At 58.8% G+C, this 20,045-nt stretch carries 12 protein-coding genes and 2 pseudogenes; 11 read left to right on the forward strand and 3 right to left on the reverse strand.

Features of this window, described 5'->3' with window-relative positions:
- Positions 1 to 183 precede the first annotated feature (183 nt).
- The gene (locus BF12_RS0116325) at positions 184 to 483 is read left to right on the forward strand and encodes a hypothetical protein (RefSeq protein ID WP_141103672.1); all 300 of its coding nucleotides are present in this window, start codon (positions 184 to 186) and stop codon (positions 481 to 483) included.
- An 83-nt stretch (positions 484 to 566) separates the two neighbouring features.
- Here BF12_RS0116325 and BF12_RS0116330 read toward each other — a convergent pair whose 3' ends face one another.
- A complete protein-coding gene (locus BF12_RS0116330) occupies positions 567 to 1,415 on the reverse strand; it encodes an acyl-CoA thioesterase (protein WP_024953191.1) in 849 nt (282 codons plus the stop codon).
- A 77-nt stretch (positions 1,416 to 1,492) separates the two neighbouring features.
- Between BF12_RS0116330 and tadA the strand changes: the two genes are divergently transcribed.
- Positions 1,493 to 2,062 (forward strand): tRNA adenosine(34) deaminase TadA, encoded by a 570-nt coding sequence (gene tadA, locus BF12_RS0116335; RefSeq protein ID WP_281284682.1) that lies wholly within the window; start codon positions 1,493 to 1,495, stop codon positions 2,060 to 2,062.
- Positions 2,063 to 2,117: 55 nt separating this feature from the next.
- On the opposite strand, the gene BF12_RS21345 is transcribed toward tadA, so the two are convergent.
- The gene (locus tag BF12_RS21345; RefSeq protein WP_024953193.1) at positions 2,118 to 4,073 is read right to left on the reverse strand and encodes a GGDEF domain-containing protein; all 1,956 of its coding nucleotides are present in this window, start codon (positions 4,071 to 4,073) and stop codon (positions 2,118 to 2,120) included.
- A 76-nt stretch (positions 4,074 to 4,149) separates the two neighbouring features.
- The gene (mltF, locus tag BF12_RS0116345; protein ID WP_024953194.1) at positions 4,150 to 5,643 is read right to left on the reverse strand and encodes a membrane-bound lytic murein transglycosylase MltF; all 1,494 of its coding nucleotides are present in this window, start codon (positions 5,641 to 5,643) and stop codon (positions 4,150 to 4,152) included.
- 183 nt (positions 5,644 to 5,826) lie between these two features.
- Between mltF and purL the strand changes: the two are divergent.
- The 9 genes and pseudogenes from purL (at position 5,827) to rluB (ending at position 19,787) form a co-directional block, all read left to right on the forward strand.
- Positions 5,827 to 9,740: pseudogene (gene purL, locus BF12_RS20675) on the forward strand (phosphoribosylformylglycinamidine synthase).
- A gap of 375 nt (positions 9,741 to 10,115) precedes the next feature.
- A complete protein-coding gene (locus tag BF12_RS0116355; protein ID WP_035160445.1) occupies positions 10,116 to 11,762 on the forward strand; it encodes an FMN-binding glutamate synthase family protein in 1,647 nt (548 codons plus the stop codon).
- A gap of 189 nt (positions 11,763 to 11,951) precedes the next feature.
- Positions 11,952 to 12,776 (forward strand): crotonase/enoyl-CoA hydratase family protein, encoded by an 825-nt coding sequence (locus tag BF12_RS0116360; protein ID WP_024953196.1) that lies wholly within the window; start codon positions 11,952 to 11,954, stop codon positions 12,774 to 12,776.
- Between the two features lie 189 nt (positions 12,777 to 12,965).
- Positions 12,966 to 14,165: pseudogene (locus BF12_RS20680) on the forward strand (DEAD/DEAH box helicase); the annotation flags it as partial.
- A 287-nt stretch (positions 14,166 to 14,452) separates the two neighbouring features.
- Positions 14,453 to 14,797: a hypothetical protein gene (locus BF12_RS23760; RefSeq protein ID WP_500778381.1), complete on the forward strand. Its 345-nt coding sequence runs from the start codon at positions 14,453 to 14,455 to the stop codon at positions 14,795 to 14,797.
- A gap of 167 nt (positions 14,798 to 14,964) precedes the next feature.
- Entirely contained in the window at positions 14,965 to 16,008 is a 1,044-nt protein-coding gene (locus BF12_RS20685) for a nucleotidyl transferase family protein (protein WP_211242477.1), read from the forward strand.
- 373 nt (positions 16,009 to 16,381) lie between these two features.
- Positions 16,382 to 17,428 carry a segregation and condensation protein A gene (locus BF12_RS0116380; RefSeq protein WP_084488180.1) on the forward strand — a complete coding sequence of 349 codons (1,047 nt, stop codon included), beginning with the start codon at positions 16,382 to 16,384 and terminating at the stop codon, positions 17,426 to 17,428.
- The gene (gene scpB / locus BF12_RS23725; protein WP_024953200.1) at positions 17,425 to 18,528 is read left to right on the forward strand and encodes an SMC-Scp complex subunit ScpB; all 1,104 of its coding nucleotides are present in this window, start codon (positions 17,425 to 17,427) and stop codon (positions 18,526 to 18,528) included. Before BF12_RS0116380 ends, scpB begins: the two co-directional genes overlap by 4 nt.
- A gap of 398 nt (positions 18,529 to 18,926) precedes the next feature.
- On the forward strand, positions 18,927 to 19,787 hold the full coding sequence (rluB, locus tag BF12_RS20690) for a 23S rRNA pseudouridine(2605) synthase RluB (protein ID WP_035160452.1): 861 nt from the start codon (positions 18,927 to 18,929) through the stop codon (positions 19,785 to 19,787).
- Positions 19,788 to 20,045: the final 258 nt, after the last annotated feature.

Below are 20,045 nucleotides of genomic sequence, written 5' to 3' on the forward strand. Positions count from 1 at the left end.
CGATAGGGGCGGTTTGCGTTCTAGTGTTTATGGCAGAGAAAGATATAGCGTATTGATGATTGGCAGGGACCATTTCGTGAAAGCGTCACACGGCAAGAGAGGATACCTTCTAAGGAGGGAGCCCATGGTGGAAGGGTGTAGTGTTATAGCGAGCAATAGTGAAGAGGCGCAAGGAGGCGTGAGGTGACATTCTTGGTAAAAGCTCGGCAGGTGGATTCAATGAATCATCAGATCTTACTGCCAATCATGCTGGTCGGTATTCTATCATTGAGTCTATTGCTGTCTGAGCAGGCTATGGCTGGTGATCGCGAGGCACAGGTTGCACGATGCCAGGTTATCAAGAACAAGATTCAACACTATACTGCGATGCGGCGCGGAGGCGGCTCTTCAAGCGAGATGCGAGGATGGCAATCTCGTCGTAATGACTATAAACAGAAATATCGTGATCAAAATTGCACGCGAGTCCGTACAGCGCTGAAATGATGCCGTGTTGAGGAACAACGGCCCTCCCGTGGAGTTACTCCAGGAGGGCCGTTTGTGGTCTCGTTCTATCGTTACAAAGTCTTTCAGGGCGTTTGGCGCAGTCGTGTCAGGCCTTCCTGGGCGCTGGAGGCAACCAACTCCCCTTGTCTGTTATAAATGCTGCCGCGGGCAAAGCTGCGTGCTCCGCCTGCCCAAGGGCTATCCATCTCGTAAAGCAGCCAGTCATTGACGCGGACATCACGATGGAACCACAGAGAATGATCGAGACTTGCCATCTGAAGCTCAGGGGAGCCGAAGCGTACGCCGTGCCCGCCCAGTCCTGTTGCCAGCAGATTGAAGTCAGAGCTGTAGGTCAGTAGATAACGATGTAGTGCATTATCTTCCGGCAGCTCTCCTGCCAGTCGAAACCACAGTCGCTGACGCGGAGGGGCTACCTGTCCTTCGACGGTTACTGAAGATTCCGGTGGTTTGAGGCGGAGAAATTCTATGGGATGGCCATCGTAGCGCTCAATCTTTGCCCCTTGCTCAATCAGTTGCTCGGGACTTTCTCCCACTGGCATGGCTTGCTGATGCTCAAACCCTTCTTCTCGGCCATGGAAGGAGGCGCTGCAAAAGAAGATGGTCTTGCCGTTCTGGATGGCACTGATGCGACGGGTCGTGAAGCTGCCACCATCGCGGACATTATCTACTTGATAGACAACGGGCTTGCTGGCATCTCCCGGGCGCAGGAAGTAGCCATGTAGCGAATGCACTTGGCGCTCGACCGGTACGGTGTGGGTTGCGGCTGATAATGCCTGCCCCAGTACCTGCCCGCCAAACAATTGAGGAAAGCCAAGATCCTGACTATGGCCACGGAAGAGGTTCTCCTCCAGAGTCTCCAGACCCAATAGTGTAACCAATGCCTCAAGAGGCGAAGCAGCAGTGCGGGTCATGTATGCATCCTTTTACGGTGAATCGGGTAGATGATTGTCTGCAGGGTGATGTGGATAGAGGCGCAAGGGAGAACCCGATGGCGCAAGTCGTTATCATGGCTCCTGCAAGCATGACCTCAGGATACCGGAGAATAGTGGTGGACGACGAGTTGGCAGTCATACAGCCAGTGCCCGCAGGCGCGCGTAACGATCATTACTACATGCATCGAGCACTGGATCAGGCTCGCCTGGCTTTTGAAGCAGGCGAAGTTCCGGTTGGTGCCGTGGTGGTAGATCCACAAGGCGAGATCATTGGGAGTGGCTATAATACCGTGTTGAGCACTCCAGATCCGACAGCGCATGCAGAGGTGCAGGCTTTACGCGCTGCAGCTGCCCATATTGGCAATTATCGATTGGATGGCTGCACGCTGTATGTGACGCTCGAGCCTTGCATGATGTGTAGTGGCGCTCTGATTCATGCTCGGCTTATGCGAATAGTCTACGGCGCAGCTGAGCCGAAGACAGGTATGGTTGAGTCCAAAGCCAATCTGTTCGCACAGCCTTGGCATAACCATCATGTTCAAGTGGAAGGTGGCTTGCTGGCAGTGCAGGCAAAGCGTCTATTGAAGCAGTTCTTCGCTGAGCGTCGTGCCGCCTCGTCGGAGTGATCGCGGTGGCAGGCTTTCTGTGAGAAGGGCGATTGATGAGACGTAGGTTTGGTAATCAGGCCGCGACCTGCACCTGATTGCGACCACTGGACTTGGCGCGGTATAGGGCTTCATCTGCTGCTTGTAAAAGTGCCTCAAGTCTCAAGGGAGCCCGCGCTACACAGGCCATACCAACCGATACTGTCACTACGCTATCGGTTGCGGGCTGTGGCAGGCCGGCGCCCTGAACGGCACGCCTCAATTCTTCCGCAAGTGTCCGCCCTACTGCGCGAGGGCACTCCGGTATGCACACCACGAATTCCTCACCACCGAAGCGCGCCAGAATACCGCCAGCGGCTTCTACCGGTGCACGTGAGACAGCTGCTATTTTCTGTAGATAGCGATCGCCTTCCAGATGGCCCAGCTTGTCATTGATCGATTTGAAGAAGTCGATATCCAGAATCATGACTGTTAGTGGCATCTTGCCACTGAAGCTTTGCACCTGCTCCAGGAAATAGCGTCGATTTGGCAGCTGGGTTAGCTCGTCATGACGAGCCAGCCATTGGATCTCCTTCTGCAGGCGTTCCCTGCGCACCATCTCTTCCTTGAGCGCATCATTGGCGTTCTTGACGATGCCGTGTTCCTGAGAAACGCGCCGATACATGTAGATGACGAGGAATAGCAGGTAGGCCAGCATGATGCCCGTCAGTAACGTCACTTCCGGGAGTCTGCCTCGGCTTGCTGCGAGGTACTGTTGTGTTGGCTGTAGACCGAGTGTCAGATCGGTTGCCGGCAGCTCAATGGGTATTCTGTGCCCCCAAGGTGCCAGTCGGCTTTCCGGACCAACGTGGATATAAATACTGCCGCGCTCTGATAGGGTGATCGCGAATGCCTCATTACGTGCCGAATTCAATGCTTTATCGAGTAGTGGTTCCAGGTTGACCACCATGGCAATGGCACCAAGTATGCTGCCATCACGAGTGTTACGTACCGGCAGGTAAGAGACCATTCCCTTGCCCCCCTGTAGCAGATCAATAATGCCGGTATGTCCCTCGATACCTAACTCTAGAGGATTACGCAGAGGAGTATCTGGTTGCGTATCAAAAAGGCGTATGCCGAGGACATCATGATTTCCGGCTTTATCAGGGAAGACTCGTGTGACCACACTGTCGGGATCGATGAAGGCAATATTCTGGAAGTAATCGAAATCCTTGTAATAACTTCTCGCCAAGCGTTGCCACTCCCCCCCGGTAGGAGTTTGGCCCATTAGACTCCAGAAGCCGGCAAAGCGACGCATGGCATTGAGTTGGTCATTTATCTCTCGCGACAGCTGAGTCGCAATCTTGTCTCCCAGTACATAGGTTGCTTGATTGATACGATTGTTTTCATCTTGGCTTTGCTGTTGCCACGCCAACAGGCAAATAAACGTGAGCATGGTGGAGATGATCAAAGGCAGGACGTTGCGTCGCCACATTTGAGTCAGTGCAGGTAGCAGATCAGCCCACTGGGCTAATAATAGTAAGCCAATGAAGGAAAGGAGTGTCATTCGCTCAAAGCCAGCGAGGGACATGCTAGCCACAGATAGACTAGGATCAGCGGCAATCGCGAATATCATTAGCAACGAGATTTGGGCCAACTGAATGGCTGATCCCAGACCCAGGCGTAGGCGGAGAAGCGCTGAGCAGTTCAGTCCGAGACATGCTAACAGCATCAATATCGGTGGGCGGATATTGGCAATGTGCCAATCACCCGGCAAGGAAGCCAGCAGCGCTCCCCAGTGATCAACGCCCACCCAGCTTTCCGGCAGCAGGAAGGTACAAGTGATCAGTAGATTGATTAGCAGCGAGAGGCCCAAAAACAGCTGACTCAGAAGCAGGTTGCGCCAGTGCCATGCAGCTTGCCCTGCCGCCTGCAGCGTTAGCATTAGCAACAGCAATGCATTGGCCTCATGCCCTGCATGAGGCCACAAGCCCAACAAGGCGATGCCAAGGGCGAGCAGACTGAGGAACATCAAGATGAGTCTACGTGTCATTCCCTGTCCTTAGAGGCTCTTGATGCGTTGCGTATCATCCTGAGCACCGTAGATCTAATGCCCCGCTTTCTGTTTGTCAGAGAATCGGGGGGATCGTATCGAAGGGGTTCTCGTCCCCCTGATTATCCGTACTTTGTCGCTCATCCAGCTGATAAAACTGCTGCTGGCTACGGTAAACATAATTCAGTATTTCATAATATCTACGAATGTTGCGTACATAGATGACGGGTTCTCCACCACGAGCATACCCATAACGCACCTTCTGGTACCACTCGCGATTCTGCAGTAGCGGCAGGGCTTCGCGTACATCCTTCCAGCGATTCTGATCACCACCTTTCATCTTCACGATACGCCTGGCGTCATACAAATGTCCTAGGCCGACATTATAAGCAGCCATCGTCATCCAGGTCCGGTCTGGCTCCTTTATCGCCTCGGGTAGCCGGCCCTTTATACTCACAAGATAGCGTGATCCGCCATCGATGCTCTGAACGGGGTCCAAACGGTTGGCTACATTCATTTCACGAGCAGTGGCATTCGTCAGCATCATCAGGCCTCGTACTCCAGTAGGAGAGGTCGCGCGAGGTTTCCAATGAGACTCCTGGTACCCGAGGGCAGCCAGCAGCTTCCAGTCGATTCCAGTATCTCGTGCTGCCTGTTTGAAAGTATCGATATAGCGAGGTAAGCGATCGCGCGCCTGACGAATGAAGGTGCGTGCCCCCACATACTCTAGATAATCATCGTGGCCAAAGTAACGCTCCACCAACTTATCAAGCGTGCCGTCCTGACTGCGCGTCTCGAGAAAATCATTCGCCGCCGTCAGCAATGAAATATCGCCATGAGCAGGAAATGCCCACGCCAGTGTCAGCGGGTCGCCCAGGCTGAAGCCGTTTTCCACATTGGGGAAGAACAGACGATTGAGTTTGAACTGATGGGCATAGACAACAGCGGCATCAAGACTGCCATCCTCAATGCGCTGAAGGAGGTCCGCCACTTCCAATTCGCTGGTTTCTTGCCAACTGAGCTCAGGAGTTTCCTGTTGTAGCTCGCGCAGAATCAGACTGGTACCGGCACCCTTGATTGCGCCGATGCGTTTGCCTATCAGATCTTTTAGTTGCTTGGGAGGTGTCATTCCACGGCGGTAGACCACCATCGCTTGTAGCTCGAGAATGGGGCGTGAGAAACGCAGGTCCTGCTCGGAAAGATCCAGCGGCAGGGTGGCAGCAGCGAAGTCAGCCTGGCCGCTTTGCACACTTTTCGTGAGGCTCTGAATGTTGTGTTCTGCGTCCATCGACAAGCTGACGCCGAGATAGTCGGCGAAATCACGTGCCAGCTCGTATTCAAACCCGGTAGGACCCTGGCGGCCTCGATAATAGGTCGTGGGCGTATTACGGGTAACCACCTGTAGAAAATCGCGCGCACGAATCTCATCAAGTGTGGTGGGCAGATTAATCAGAGTACGCTCGGGCATGAGCAGGATCAGCGCTGCTACCGTGACGAGGGTGAGCCAGCGTGCATGGCGCAGCAGTTGCCGCACAAGCTTTATGAGAGGGGAGAGCGAGGTCTTGAGCATGCGTCAGCATCATTCGCGGCAGGGCTTCCACCATACCGGCAGCTCAGCACACTGTCATCCAACGGATATCATACGTGAAAGGCGGACGGGCTTCGTTCACGCTCGCCTTTCACGTATGATATGCGCTTGCTGCCGCCGCTCGGCGGTTGTCCGTTCACGCTGCTTCAGAGGCTTTCCCTGACCATGCTCGAACTGCGAGGCGCGCCTGCCCTTTCCGCCTTCCGTCACTCCCGTTTACTAGCTGTGTTACGCGAGCTAGTGCCGGAGGTGGAATCCCTTCATGCCGAGTACCTGCACCTGGCCGAGGTCGATGGTGAACTGAGCAGTATCGATCGGACAACGCTGGAGCGCCTGCTGGATTACGGCCCCAGCCGTGAGGAGAGTGCTTTGGAAGGCCATCTCTTCCTCGTCATTCCCCGCCTCGGCACGCTGTCTCCGTGGTCTTCCAAGGCCACCGATATCGCCGCCAACTGCGGTCTCCCGCAAGTGCGCCGCCTTGAGCGTGGCATTGCCTACCGTATCAAGCTCGCGTCTCCGCTCAGCGAAGAGCTATTCGCGACGCTTGCCTCGCAGTTGCATGACCGCATGACCGAGACCGTGCTGACGCGCACTCAGGATGCGGCGCGCCTCTTCCAGCATCAGCCTCCCGGCAAGCTGGCTCACGTCGATATTCTCGGCGGCGGGCGCGATGCACTGGCCAAGGCCAACGATGTTCTGGGCCTGGCGCTGGCAGAAGACGAGATCGACTATCTGGTAGAGGCGTTCAAGAATCTGGGACGCAATCCGGCCGATATCGAGTTGATGATGTTTGCTCAGGCCAATTCCGAGCATTGCCGTCACAAGATCTTCAATGCTGACTGGACCATCGACGGTGAAGCGCAGACGCATTCACTGTTCAAGATGATCAAGAACACCTATCAGCATCACCCGGATGGCGTGCTTTCGGCCTATAGCGACAACGCGGCGGTCATGTCTGGCCTGACAGCTGGGCGTTACTTCCCGGTCGGTGAAGACCACGTCTACACCTATCACCAGGAACCGATCAACATCCTGATGAAGGTCGAGACGCACAACCACCCGACGGCCATTGCGCCGTATCCGGGTGCGGCGACCGGTGCCGGTGGCGAGATTCGTGATGAAGGTGCGACCGGCGTCGGTTCCAAGCCGAAAGCAGGCCTGACCGGTTTCAGCGTCTCCAATCTGCGCATTCCGGGCTTCGAACAGCCGTGGGAGCAGGATTACGGCAAGCCGGAGCGTATCAAGACGGCCTACGACATCATGCTTGAAGGACCGATCGGTGGTGCCGCCTTCAACAACGAATTTGGTCGTCCCAACCTCAATGGCTACTTCCGTACCTATGAGCAGGATGCCTTCGGCGCCGGTGGTATCGAGCGTCGCGGCTATCACAAGCCGATCATGCTCGCCGGCGGTTACGGCAACATTCGTAGCCAGCACGTCGAGAAGGGTGATATCCCGGTGGGCGCCAAGCTGATCGTGATGGGTGGCCCTGCGATGCTGATCGGCCTCGGGGGCGGTGCCGCTTCCTCCATGGCTTCCGGCAGCTCCAGCGAAGATCTCGATTTTGCCTCCGTGCAGCGTGATAACGCTGAAATGGAGCGTCGCGTGCAGGAAGTCATCGACCGCTGCTGGGCGTTGGACGACAACAATCCGATCTGCTTCATCCACGATGTGGGCGCGGGCGGTCTCTCCAACGCGCTGCCGGAGCTGGTCAAGGACGGTGGACGTGGCGGTCTGTTCGATCTGCGTGCCGTGCCGAGTGCTGAATCCAGCATGAGTCCGCTGGAAATCTGGTGCAACGAGTCTCAGGAACGTTACGTATTGGCGGTGGCGCCGGAAAATCTCGCCACCTTCGAAGCGCTGTGCGAGCGTGAGCGCTGCCTGTATGCCGTCGTCGGCGAAGCACTGGAAGAACACGAACTGATCGTCGAGGATGGTCACTTCAATACGCGTCCGGTCGATTTGCCGATGGATGTGCTGTTCGGCAAGGCACCCAAGATGTCACGCAGCTTCGAGCGTCAGTCGCTGGAACTGCCGGCGCTGGGGCTGGATAACCTCGATCTGCGCGAAGCGATGACACGCGTACTGCAGCTGCCGACCGTGGCCTCCAAGAAATTCCTGATCACCATCGGTGATCGCTCGATCACTGGCATGGTCGCCCGCGATCAGATGGTCGGCCCGTGGCAGGTGCCTGTGGCTGACTGCGCTGTCACCACTAGCTCGCTGGACAGTCACGTCGGCGAAGCATGGCCATGGGAGAGCGCACACCTGTCGCGCTGATCTCTCCAGCGGCCTCTGCGCGTCTGGCGGTGGCCGAGGTCATCACCAATCTCGCGGCTGCCCCGATTGCCAAGCTCTCTGACGTCAAGCTCTCGGCCAACTGGATGAGCGCGGCTGACCACGTCGGTGAGAATCAGGCGTTGTTTGATGCCGTACATGCTGTCGGCATGGAACTGTGCCCAGCATTGGATCTGACCATCCCGGTCGGCAAGGACTCCATGTCCATGCGTACCGCGTGGCAGGATGAAAACGGCGAAGACAAGTCCATCACCTCGCCGCTGTCGTTGGTGATGACAGGCTTCGCGCCGGTGACGGATGCTCTGCGGACGCTGACCCCGCAGTTGCGTCGTACTCTGGGTGATGAAGTGCTGGAGACGGATCTGATCCTGATCGATCTTGGCCACGGTGCTCACCGTCTCGGTGGTTCTGCATTGGCTCAGGTCTATGGTCAGGTAGGTAATGAAGCGCCGGACCTGGCGCATCCAGAAGATCTCAAGGCCTTTTTCGATGCCATCCAGCGTCTCAATGCCGATGGCAAGCTGCTGGCCTATCACGATCGCAGTGATGGCGGTCTGCTGACCACGCTGATGGAAATGTCCTTTGCGGGTCGTGTCGGTCTCGACATCAACCTCGATTGGACGGCTGCCGAACCGGGCCAGGCCACAGGTGCGCTGTTCGCTGAAGAGTTGGGTGCTGTGGTTCAGGTGCGTCGTGAGCACACTGAAGCCATCCTTGCCGAGCTCAAGGCTGCTGGCCTTGCACACAGTGGCGTGATCGCCACGCCGCGCGGCGATGAGCAGATCAACATCACGCTGCTGGGTCAGACGCTGCTCTCCACCACGCGTGCCAGCGCCGAGCGCCTGTGGGCCGAGACCAGCTATCGCATGCAGGCCGCGCGTGACAACGCCGATTGCGCCAAGAGCGAATTCGAGTCCATCAATGACGTGCGTGATCCGGGCCTGTCGGCTCAGATCACCTTCGACGTCAACGACGATATCACTGCGCCGTATCTGAACCTTGGCGTACGTCCGCGCATGGCGATTCTGCGTGAGCAGGGTGTCAATGGTCAGCTTGAAATGGCAGCGGCATTTGATCGTGCCGGCTTCGAGTCAGTCGATGTCCATATGAGCGACATCCTCTCCGGTCGTGTGGATCTGGAGACGATGCGCGGTCTGGTCTCCTGCGGTGGCTTCTCCTACGGTGACGTACTTGGCGCTGGTGGTGGCTGGGCGAAATCGGTGCTGTTCAACGCCCGTGCCCGCGAGCAGTTCGAGCGCTTCTTCACGCGTGATGACAGCTTCGCACTGGGTGTCTGCAACGGTTGCCAGATGCTCTCCCAGCTCAAGGAGCTGATACCGGGTGCCGAGGCATGGCCGCGGTTCGTGCGTAACAAATCTGAGCAGTTTGAAGCGCGTGTGGCGATGGTCGAAGTCGAGAAGAGTGCCTCATTGTTCCTCTCCGGCATGGAAGGCTCGCGTCTGCCGATCGCCATCGCGCATGGTGAAGGACGTGCCGAATTCCGCGATAGCGCTCACCTGCGCAAGATGCAGGGCAGTGGTCAGGTCGCATTGCGCTACGTGGACAACTACGGCCAGACCACCACGCGCTATCCGGCCAATCCGAACGGTTCGCCGTCCGGTATCACCGGCCTCACCACTGACGACGGGCGTGTCACCATCATGATGCCGCACCCTGAGCGGGTGGCGCGTGCCGTCACCAACTCATGGCGCCCGGATGACTGGACGCAAGACGGTGCCTGGTTACGCATGTTCCGCAATGCACGTCGCTGGGTCGATTGATCTCGCAAGTGATCATGCAGGTCTGATGACGGCATGAAGAACGCCCTCATGGTTGATTCCATGGGGGCGTTCTGCGTCATGATGCTGACGATCTTGCCGTACGGCCGGAAGTCGGTACCGAGAGTTCAACGCCATGTTCTGCGCATGGTGGAGACAGGTGCCTTGTCATGATGCAGTCTGATGCCATATGGATGCCCCTGTATCGCATGGCTGGTCCCCATGACTGGCTTTCCCGATGATGGCGCCTCCAGATGTGGCAACGCGTCCATTGCAGGTCTTCTGGCGTATCACCACACACAACACCTCAATCGCAGCCCTGACATTGCTGCCTTACCGCTGCCCTGATATTGCAGCTCGCTGGCAAAGGAAAGTTTGATGAAATTGAAATGGTCGCTGTTACCGCGCTATAGCGTATTTGGCCTCTGTATTCTCGGTCTGATCGTGGGTCTGCCACTGGCACTGATGACGGCTTGGATGTGGCCCTTCACGCTGCTAATGGCATTTCTGGTGGCCGTCGGCATCAATGATCTTCAGCAGGCGGACTACGCGGTGCGTCGCAACTATCCGGTCATCGGCAACATGCGCTATCTGTTCAAGGCGCTACGTCCGGAGATGCGTCAGTACCTGTTCGAATCGGATACCGATCAGCTGCCGTTCTCCCACAAGCAGCGCGAGTTGGTCTATGCGCGCGGTCGCCAGCGCAATTCCTCCCAGCCCTTCGGAACACTGCTCGATGTCTACTCCGACAGCTATGAGTTCATCGGCCACTCCATGCAGACTTCCGACGTGCCGGACACGAAGGGCTTCCGTCTGACTATCGGCAACGCCCAATGTGCCCAGCCGTACAGTAGCTCACTGTTCAATATCTCGGCGATGAGCTTCGGTTCGCTGAGTGCCAATGCCATTCGTGCGCTCAACAAGGGCGCGATGCTGGGTGGCTTTGCTCACGACACTGGCGAAGGCAGCATCAGTCCTTATCACCGTGAGTTCGGGGGGGATTTGATCTGGGAGCTGGGCAGCGGCTATTTCGGTTGTCGTAACGAGAAGGGCGGCTTTGATGCCGAGAAGTTCTCCCGGCAGGCGGCCAATGCACAGGTCAAGATGATCGAGATCAAGCTCAGTCAGGGCGCCAAGCCGGGTCATGGTGGTGTATTGCCTGCCAGCAAGATCAGCGAAGAGATTGCCGAGACGCGTGGCATTCCGATGGGAGAGGACTGTATTTCACCCGCGAGCCACAGTGCCTTCTGCACGCCCCTCGAGTTGCTGGAATTCATCAATCAGCTTCGTGAACTTTCCGGTGGCAAGCCGGTGGGTTTCAAGATGTGTCTTGGTCAGCCATGGGAATTCATGGCCATCGTCAAGGCGATGTGTGAAACGGGGATCGTGCCCGACTTCATCGTGGTGGATGGCAGCGAAGGGGGGACGGGTGCTGCGCCGACAGAGTTCGCCGACCACCTCGGGACCCCGTTGCGTGAAGGGTTGCTGTTCGTGCACAACTCGCTGGTAGGGGCTGGCTTGCGTGACGAGGTACGCATCGGGGTCAGCGGCAAGATCATCAGTGCCTTCGATATCGCCTGTGTGCTGGCGCTGGGCGCAGACTGGGTCAATGCGGCGCGTGGCTACATGTTCGCCCTCGGTTGTATCCAGTCGTTGAGCTGCCACACCAACAAGTGCCCAACCGGGATTGCCACTCAGGATGATCTGCGTCAGAAGTCGTTGGTGGTTGAGGACAAGGCCGATCAGGTCCGTCACTTCCATCACAACACGCTGGATGCGCTGGCGGAAATTCTCTCGGCGGCTGGTCTCTCCACGCCTTGGCAGATAACGCCGGACCATCTGGTGCACCGTGTCTCGGAGAATGAAGTCCGCCTGTTCTCACACCTTCATCCTTTCTTGACGCCTGGCGCCTTGCTCAGTGATGCGGATGACTATCCCTTCTATCGTCGTGTCTGGGCCATGGCGCAGGCGGAAAGCTTCCAGCCACGCTCGTTGGCGGAGGTCTCTGGCGCCAAGCGCGAATAGTCTGATCTGCGACCAAACGACCGTTTTATAATTCGTCACGGGCGGCCACACTGATCCTGATCCTGAGATTGCGGTATCTGCCAAGTACGCTGGCAGATACCTCATGTCGACAAGGGGCGGAGTGGCCGCCCGTATTGCTTTTTGATCAATATCTGATCGTCGCTTTGTTCGCTATTCGAGGAGACCGCCATGAGTGAAGCCCCCAGCAGTTCCGATTCGCGTCGCGTGACCGTCGAGATCTGCGAACATGTCGCCGATGTGCGTTTCAATCGTCCTGACAAGCATAACGGTCTGGATTGGCAGATGATCGAGGCCATATTGGGCGTGCAGGCCGAGCTGAAAGTACGCGTCGAGGAGGGCAGTCTGCGTGCCATCGTGCTGTCGGGAGAAGGTGCCAGCTTCTGTGCCGGGCTCGACATGGCGGCCATCATGGGTGATGCCGTGCGCGTGCCGCAATTGCTGGTCGCGGGTGCCAATGGCTGTACGTCGACGCGCAATACCGTGCAGCAACTGTCGCTGGGCTGGCGAGATAGCGGTGTGCCGGTCATCGCTGCCGTGCAGGGCAATGTCTTCGGCGGTGGGCTGCAGATCGCGCTTGGGGCGGATATTCGCTTGTGTGACCCTGAAGCACGTCTTGCCATTCTCGAGATCGACTGGGGCATCATTCCCGACATGGGTATCAGCGTCACTGCGCGCAGCGTGCGCAGTGACTGGCTGCATGAATTGAGCTGGAGTGGCCGCAAGGTCGGCGCGCGCGAGGCGTGTGAAGCGGGGCTGGTCACGCGCATTGTCTCCAATCCGCGTGAGGAGGCATTGGCGCTTGCACGTCAGGTTGCGGGTCGCTCTCCCAATGCCATTCGTGCCATCACCCAACTCTACTCGGAGGCGCTGATGGCCTCGGAAGCTGACGCACTGGCGCTCGAGGCCAGGCTGCAGTCGGGGCTGCTGGGCAAGGCAGAATACATGGAGTGCGTCACGGCCAAGCTGGAAGGGCGCACGCCTCACTTTTTATAGCGCGCGTCATGGTGTGTGTGGGTTTTCTTGTGCTGGCCTTTGTCAGCAGATCAGGTTGCCCACACCCCTGTCTTTGCGGCCATCGCGGAGGATCAGGATAATGGGCACGCTTTCTCCCCAGTCTTGATCCGGTGGCTCCTGTCATGAATTCTGTCTGTCCTCTGCACGCCCCTGTGGTTCGGGTGCGCCATGTTTGAGCTGCGTCCTTATCAGCAAGAGGCGGTCCGTCGCACCGTCGAGCACTTTCGCGGCAGTGACGAGGCCGGTGTCATTGTGCTGCCTACCGGCAGCGGCAAGTCGCTCGTCATCGCTGAACTGGCACGTATAGCGCGTGGGCGTGTGCTGGTACTGGCGCATGTGCGCGAGCTGGTGGAGCAGAACCACGCCAAATACGAGTCTTACGAACTCGAAGCCGATATCTTCAGCGCCGGACTCAAACGCAAGCAGGCCAATAGGCAGGTAGTCTTCGGTTCGGTGCAGTCCGTGGTGCGTAACCTTGACGCCTTCAGTCCCGCGCCTGACGCGCCCGCGTTTACCCTGCTGGTGATCGACGAGTGTCATCGTGTCTCGATGGAGAAGGATGCCAGCTACCGCAAGGTGATTGCCCATCTGCGCGAACGCAACCCACGCCTCAAGGTATTGGGATTGACCGCGACTCCTTTTCGATTGGGGCAGGGGTTCATCTATCACCGCCACTATCACGGCATGGTGCGCGGTGACGATGACTGCTTCTTCCGTGATTGCGTCTTCGAGCAGCCACTGCGATTGATGGTGCGTCAGGGCTTCCTGAGCGAGCCCCGGCGTATCGATGTCGCGGTGGCGCGCTACGACTTTTCTCAGCTCGCGCCCGGCAGTGCAGGCAGCTTCAAGGAAGAGGAGCTCAATGAGGTGGTGCAGGGCTCTCGCGCCACACCCGGCATCGTGTTGGATATCGTCGCCCAGGCGCGTGAGCGACGTGGCGTGATGGTGTTCTGTTCTACCGTCGAGCATGCTGAGGAAGTGACTGGCTTGCTGCCCGAAGGCGAGGCGGCATTGATTACCGGTACCACGCACGGCGATGAACGTGAGCGGTTGATTACGGCGTTCAAGGCGCAGCAGCTCAAGTATCTGGTCAATGTAGCCGTGCTGACGACGGGCTTTGATGCACCGCATGTCGATCTGATCGCCATCCTGCGACCGACGGAATCGGTCAGTCTTTATCAGCAGATCATCGGTCGCGGCCTGCGCCTCAGCCCCGGCAAGTCCGACTGCCTGATCCTTGATTATGCGGGCAACCCCTGGGATCTCTACGCGCCGGAAGTGGCGACCCCCAAGCCGGCAGGTGACACCGAACCAGTTCAGGTTGAGTGTCCGGTGTGTGGCAACGCCAATCTCTTCTGGGGACGCAAGGACGGTGATCTAGTCATCGAGCACTTCGGGCGACGCTGTCAGGGGTTGGTCGAGCCATCCGCACTGCTGGGCGCAGCGGAGCTAGGCACGAGGCTGAGCCAGGCAACGATGGCTCGCCGGTCAAGGCCATCAAGTTGGTGCAATGTGATTTTCGCTACCGTGCCAAGGCCTGTCCGCAGTGTGGTGAGGCCAATGACATTGCCGCGCGGCATTGCCATGCTTGTCAGGCTCGGCTGGTGGACCCGGATGACAAACTGCGTGATGCGCTCAAACTGCGTGATGCACGGGTGCTGCGTGTCAGCGGTTGGCAGCTGGAGGAGGCGCGCAACGGGCGTGGTTTGCCACGCCTCAAGGTCACCTACTTCGATGAGGACGGTACTGACCTCTCGGAATGGTTTGCGCTGGAAACCGCCCCACAACGCCATGCCTTCCGGCTCAGTTTTCTGGCGCGTCATCTGCGTGCGCCGGGCAGTGACTGGGCGCCGCAGGACATTGCCGAGGTGTTGGCGGGTGAAGCGCGCCTCAAGGCGCCGGACTTCGTCATCGGCCGCAAGAGCGGTCGCTACTGGCAGATTCGTGACAAGCTATTTGACTACGCTGGCCGCTACCGGACAGGCATCGCGGCAGGCTGATAGTGCGGCTGTTTCACGCTCCATGGCGGGCGCCCGCAGGCCTGTCAGGTGATGGATGATGGCTGGCGGAGGCGTATGCGACAAATGACATGGCGTCGCGGGGCTGCTGATCGGCGCTTGAGGTTGATAGACTGACCGCCTCATACGCTTCAGGGAGAACTCACAAGGTGAGTGCCACCGATACCTCGGCCAGGCTAGTGTCCGGTTTACGCCCCACTGGACACCTGCAACTCGGACACTATCAAGCAGTGATCCGGCGCTGGACCGAGCTGCAATACCATCACGATGCCTACTTTCTGGTCGCCGACTGGAATGCACTGGCGGTCAGCGGTCATACGCCTCATGAGATCGAGCAGTACAGCTGGGCGATGGTCATCGATTGTCTCGCCTGTGGCGTCAATCCCAAGCTTGCGACCCTGTTCATCCAATCGTGGGTGCCAGAACTGACCGACATCCACATGATTCTGGGCAGTGTCACGCCCAAAGCATGGCTGGAGCGCCTGCCCAGCTATCGCGAGATGGTGGCAGGCCTTGGAGAGCAACAGGGTGCCAGCTTCGCCATGCTGGGGGCTCCTCTGATGCAGGCGGCGGATATTCTGGCATTGCGCGGTGAAGTGGTGCCGGCCGGCCCGGAGCAGCGAGCGCACGTCGAGTTCACGCGTGAGGTCGCGCGGCGCTTCAATCATCGCTATGGCCGTGATGCCGGCTTTGAAGAGCAGGCCGAGCGCGCCATTGCTCGTCTTGGCAAGAAGAGTGGCCGCCTGTATCGCGACTGGCTGACGGCTTATCAGGAGGAAGGCGATCTGGATGCCTTCGAGCGCGCGCGTGGTCTGCTGGCTGAGCAGGACAAGCTCAACCGTCATCAGCAGGAGCGTCTGCTGGGCTATCTGGAAGGCGGGGGTCGCCGTATTCTCGGCGAGCCGGAACACTGGCAGAGCGAGACGCCGTCACTGCTGGGCATGGAGCTGAAGGCCAGTGGCGGTGGGCGTGATGAGGCCATCTTCCTGCGTAGCATCGTCGTGAAATCGAGGCGTGCATACGCGACATGCCCACCGACCCTGCGCGCGTGCGGCGTAGTGATCCCGGTGATCCTGAACGTTGTCCGCTGTGGAGTCTTCATCAGAGCTTCACACCCGACGCTGATCTTCAGTGGGCCTCCAGTGGATGCCGCGAGGCATCCATCGGGTGCCTCGAGTGCAAGGGCTGCCTGATCGAGCACATCGATACCACGCTTGCCCCGATACGTGAACGCGCCGAGGAGTTGGAAGGCAATCACGGCAAGGTACGTACACTGATGACGGAAGGCGCTGAGCGTGCCCGTGACACCGTACGAGATACGCTCGACGAGCTGAGGCGCGTCATTGGCCTGACCTATCGTTGAGGGCTGACGCTTGCGCCAGTGTCGCCGTTGATAGTCTGCAGCCACTGCCCGCATGTCTGTCACGAGCCCTGCTCTGATGTGCGGGGTTAGTGATAGGCAACATCATGGCTTGGGGGATGGGCCATGAGCCGCTAGAATGCCCGTCCCCCCGCAGTCGCGGGTCCCCGTGGGTCAATGATTCAGGCCCCCTCGCAGGAGATTTCATGAGCGACCTGCTCGATGGCGCAAGCTTTGTCCTGACCGATGGGCATCAGCCCGCACCGCTCGTCGTTGCCCCTGCGGCGGCCTCGGCAGTGCTGGCGCGCGTCAACGACACGGCTCTCACGGAAATGCCGCAAGACCTCTATATTCCGCCCGAGGCCCTGCGCGTATTCCTCGAGACCTTCGAAGGGCCGCTGGATCTGCTGCTCTACCTCATCCGTCGCCAGAACCTCGATATCCTCGCCATCAATGTCGCGGCCATCACGCATCAGTACATCGAATACGTCGAACTGATGCACGCCATGCAGATCGACCTGGCGGGTGAGTATCTGCTGATGGCCGCAATGCTGGCGGAAATAAAGTCGCGCAGTCTGCTGCCGCGACAGCCGCGGCAGGACGATGAAGAGGGCGAGGAAGATCCACGGGCCGAGCTGATTCGTCGCTTGCAGGAGTACGAACAGACCAAGCTGGCGGCCGAAGGGCTCGACGAAATGCCGCGCCAGGGACGTGATTGGTTCATCGCCACGGCCGATCTTCCTGAGCTTGAAACGCGTATCGCGCATCCCGAGGTTGATCTCTCGGAGCTGCTGGGCGCATTGTCCGGCCTGCTACGACAGGCAGACCTCGTCCAGGCCCACACCATCTCCCGCGAGGTGATGTCGACCCGCGAGCGCATGCTACTCATCATGAATCTGCTGACGCACGATCACTTCACGCCATTCGAGAAGCTGTTCACGCTGGAAGAAGGCCGAGCCGGTGTTGTCGTCAGCTTCATGGCGATTCTGGAGCTGGCCAAGGAATCGCTGATCGAGATCGTCCAGAACGCGGCGCTGTCACCTATCCATGTGCGTGCTCGCACGCCGGAACCGGATGGCGAAGGTGGTGATGATTGGCTGGCGCAGGAATTCGGTGACGAACATGAAGTAGCCCCCGGGCAGGGTGCCTTTGATGATGTCCAACCTGATGAAGCCCAGTCCGATGATGCCCACGGCGATGCCACTTCCTCCTATCCCCCTCAATCCGACGAGCAGGAGAACGCGGCGTCATGAGTCAACGCGATGCCCCTCTAGACCAGATCATTGAAGCCGCGTTGCTGGCGGCCGGTGAGCCGTTGACGCTGGACCGCATGGCGGGCCTGTTCGATGAATACACGAGTCCCACCAAGCCGGCGCTACGTGAAGCACTCGGTCGCTTGGGCGAACGTCACTTGCCCAAGAGCAGTGCCTTGGAGCTGATCGAGACGGCCAGTGGCTGGCGGTTGCGTGTTCGCCAGCAGTTTTCCCCCTGGGTCTCGCGGCTATGGGAAGAGCGTCCGCAGCGTTATTCGCGTGCCTTGCTGGAGACTCTGGCACTGGTGGCCTATCGTCAGCCTGTGACGCGTGGTGACATAGAGCAGGTACGTGGCGTGACGGTCAGCTCATCGATCATGCGCACGCTGGTCGAGCGTGGCTGGGTGCGGGTAGTCGGCCATCGTGATGTACCGGGGCGTCCGGCGGTATTTGCCACCACACGCCAGTTCCTGGATGACTTCGGACTCAAGACGCTTGAAGAGCTGCCGCCGGTACATGAACTGAAAGGCTTCGAAGGACTCGAACAGCTTGAGGCAGAGCTGTATGATGTGCCGCCCTCACAGACCTTGCCGCTTCCGGAAGATCCGGAAGCGGCTGACGGTAGTGATGCAGACGGTGATGCAGGCGGTGCTGAGATAGACGATGCTGAGATGGACGGTATCGAGGCCACAGGTGGTAAGACGGCCAGTGTGACCACGGATAACGACACCGTGGCGGAACCGGATGAGGGTGGTGAGGATACTCCCACACACTCTGGTGACGCGACGGCCACGGCGGTGCCTGATGATTGGCAGCCGCCGGAAGTGACTGCCGAGCAGCTTGAAGAGGCGCTCAGGATACGTGCGCTGGAAAGCGTGCCTGAAGCCTCTTCGCTTCCCTCGGCTGCAACACCCTCCGCTACGCAGGCGGAAGAAGACCACGCCGGGATGGCGTCCACAGGCTTGGGTCTCGACTTCGCCACACTCGAAGCGCGCCTCAGCCAACGTTTGCGCGGTGTAGACGAGGATGACGACGCTGCGGAGACGCAGCCGCACGACTCCTCCACTGCCGGGACCGTCGATGATGACGACCCTGCGTAAGCGAAACTCCTATTGATGAAATGGTTCATGTCATGAGCAAGACAGATTCCGACAAGCGCAAGACCTCTCGTCCGGCAGCCAGCAAGCCGAGCAACGGCAAGCCCGCTGGTACCAAAGATGCCGCAGGCAAGTTCCGTTCCGGCAAGGATGCTGCTGGCAAGTCTGGAGCAGGCAAGGTTGCTGCAGGCAAAACGGGGACAGGCAAAGCAGCTACAGGTAAGGTCGCGACCGCGAAAGCGGCTGCAAGCAAGGCTGCTGAAGGTGCTGAACAGGCGGCGGCTCGCCCGTCACGTGACACGGGCAAGTCCACGCGCGGCAGCAAGGCCAACGTCGGCAAGAAGCCGGTGGCAGAAGCGCCTGAGCTGCGTCCGTTGCCGCCGCAGGCCAAGGGCGACAAGCTGCTTGAGGACGAGAAGGTACAGAAGGTGCTGGCACGCTCCGGTCTCGGCTCGCGACGTGAGATGGAAGCGGCGATCAGTGCTGGTCGCGTCAAGGTCAATGGCAAGGTTGCCCAGCTGGGTGATCGCATCGGGCCGAACCATCAGGTCAGCCTCGATGATCGCCCGCAGAACCTCAAGGGTGCTGAGGAAAGTGCGCGTCGCGTCATCATGTACAACAAGCCGGAAGGTGAGCTGTGCACGCGCAAGGACCCTGAAGGTCGTCGTACGGTCTTCGAGCGTTTGCCGCGATTGAAGGGTGAGCGCTGGATCGCCATCGGCCGCCTCGATATCAATACCAGTGGTCTGCTGTTGTTCACCACTGATGGTGAACTGGCCAACCGCCTGATGCACCCGTCGACGCAGGTCGAGCGTGAGTACGCCGTACGTGTCATGGGTGAGGTCAAGCGCGAGCACGTCGTCAATATGGTCAGCGGCGTGATGCTGGAAGATGGACCTGCACGCTTCACCGATGTGCAGGAATTTGGTGGCGAAGGCATCAATAGCTGGTTCCACGTCGTCATCATGGAAGGGCGCAATCGTGAGGTTCGCCGTCTGTGGGACTCCCAGGGCCTGACCGTCAGCCGTCTGAAGCGCGTGCGCTACGGCACCATCTTCCTCGACAAGCGCGCACGTGCTGGCGAGTGGGTGGAGCTGGAACAGAGCGAGATCGACGAACTGTCGACCCTATCGGGTCTTGAGCATCGCAAGGCGCCAGCATTGACGCCGGATGAGCAGAACCGCTGGAGTCGCGACAAGCAGAAGCGTCGTCCGGTGCGCGCGATGAAGAAGCCACCGCAGCGTACGCGCAAGCCGCGCTGATAGGCGTTTCACGTCCGCAGTCACGACTGGCTCTGCTCGTGGCCCTTCAAGCCCGAGCTGGAATGTCGCAATGCCACGCAAGCCGCGCCTGTCGCGGGCTTGCGTGTATCCAAAGATACCAAGGGCGGGGGAGTGAGTCGTCGGTCAGTCGTGGTCAAGCTGGTCATTTGCTTGAAGTTTTTTCGCGAAAGGCTTGCGTCATCACGGGAATGGCGGTATCTTACGCCCCGCTTCGCAAGGGTCGTTAGCTCAGTGGTA

This window comes from Cobetia crustatorum (assembly GCF_000591415.1).
In the GTDB taxonomy this organism is placed as follows: domain Bacteria; phylum Pseudomonadota; class Gammaproteobacteria; order Pseudomonadales; family Halomonadaceae; genus Cobetia; species Cobetia crustatorum.

Bases quoted from the DNA above. Each gene is read 5' to 3' on its own strand.
- mltF (WP_024953194.1), bottom strand. From the start codon at position 5,643: ATGCTCAAGACCTCGCTCTCCCCTCTCATAAAGCTTGTGCGGCAACTG.
- BF12_RS0116360 (WP_024953196.1), top strand. From the start codon at position 11,952: ATGAGTGAAGCCCCCAGCAGTTCCGATTCGCGTCGCGTGACCGTCGAG.
- BF12_RS0116355 (WP_035160445.1), top strand. From the start codon at position 10,116: ATGAAATTGAAATGGTCGCTGTTACCGCGCTATAGCGTATTTGGCCTC.
- tadA (WP_281284682.1), top strand. From the start codon at position 1,493: ATGGCGCAAGTCGTTATCATGGCTCCTGCAAGCATGACCTCAGGATAC.
- scpB (WP_024953200.1), top strand. From the start codon at position 17,425: ATGAGTCAACGCGATGCCCCTCTAGACCAGATCATTGAAGCCGCGTTG.
- BF12_RS21345 (WP_024953193.1), bottom strand. From the start codon at position 4,073: ATGACACGTAGACTCATCTTGATGTTCCTCAGTCTGCTCGCCCTTGGC.
- BF12_RS0116330 (WP_024953191.1), bottom strand. From the start codon at position 1,415: ATGACCCGCACTGCTGCTTCGCCTCTTGAGGCATTGGTTACACTATTG.
- BF12_RS0116380 (WP_084488180.1), top strand. From the start codon at position 16,382: ATGAGCGACCTGCTCGATGGCGCAAGCTTTGTCCTGACCGATGGGCAT.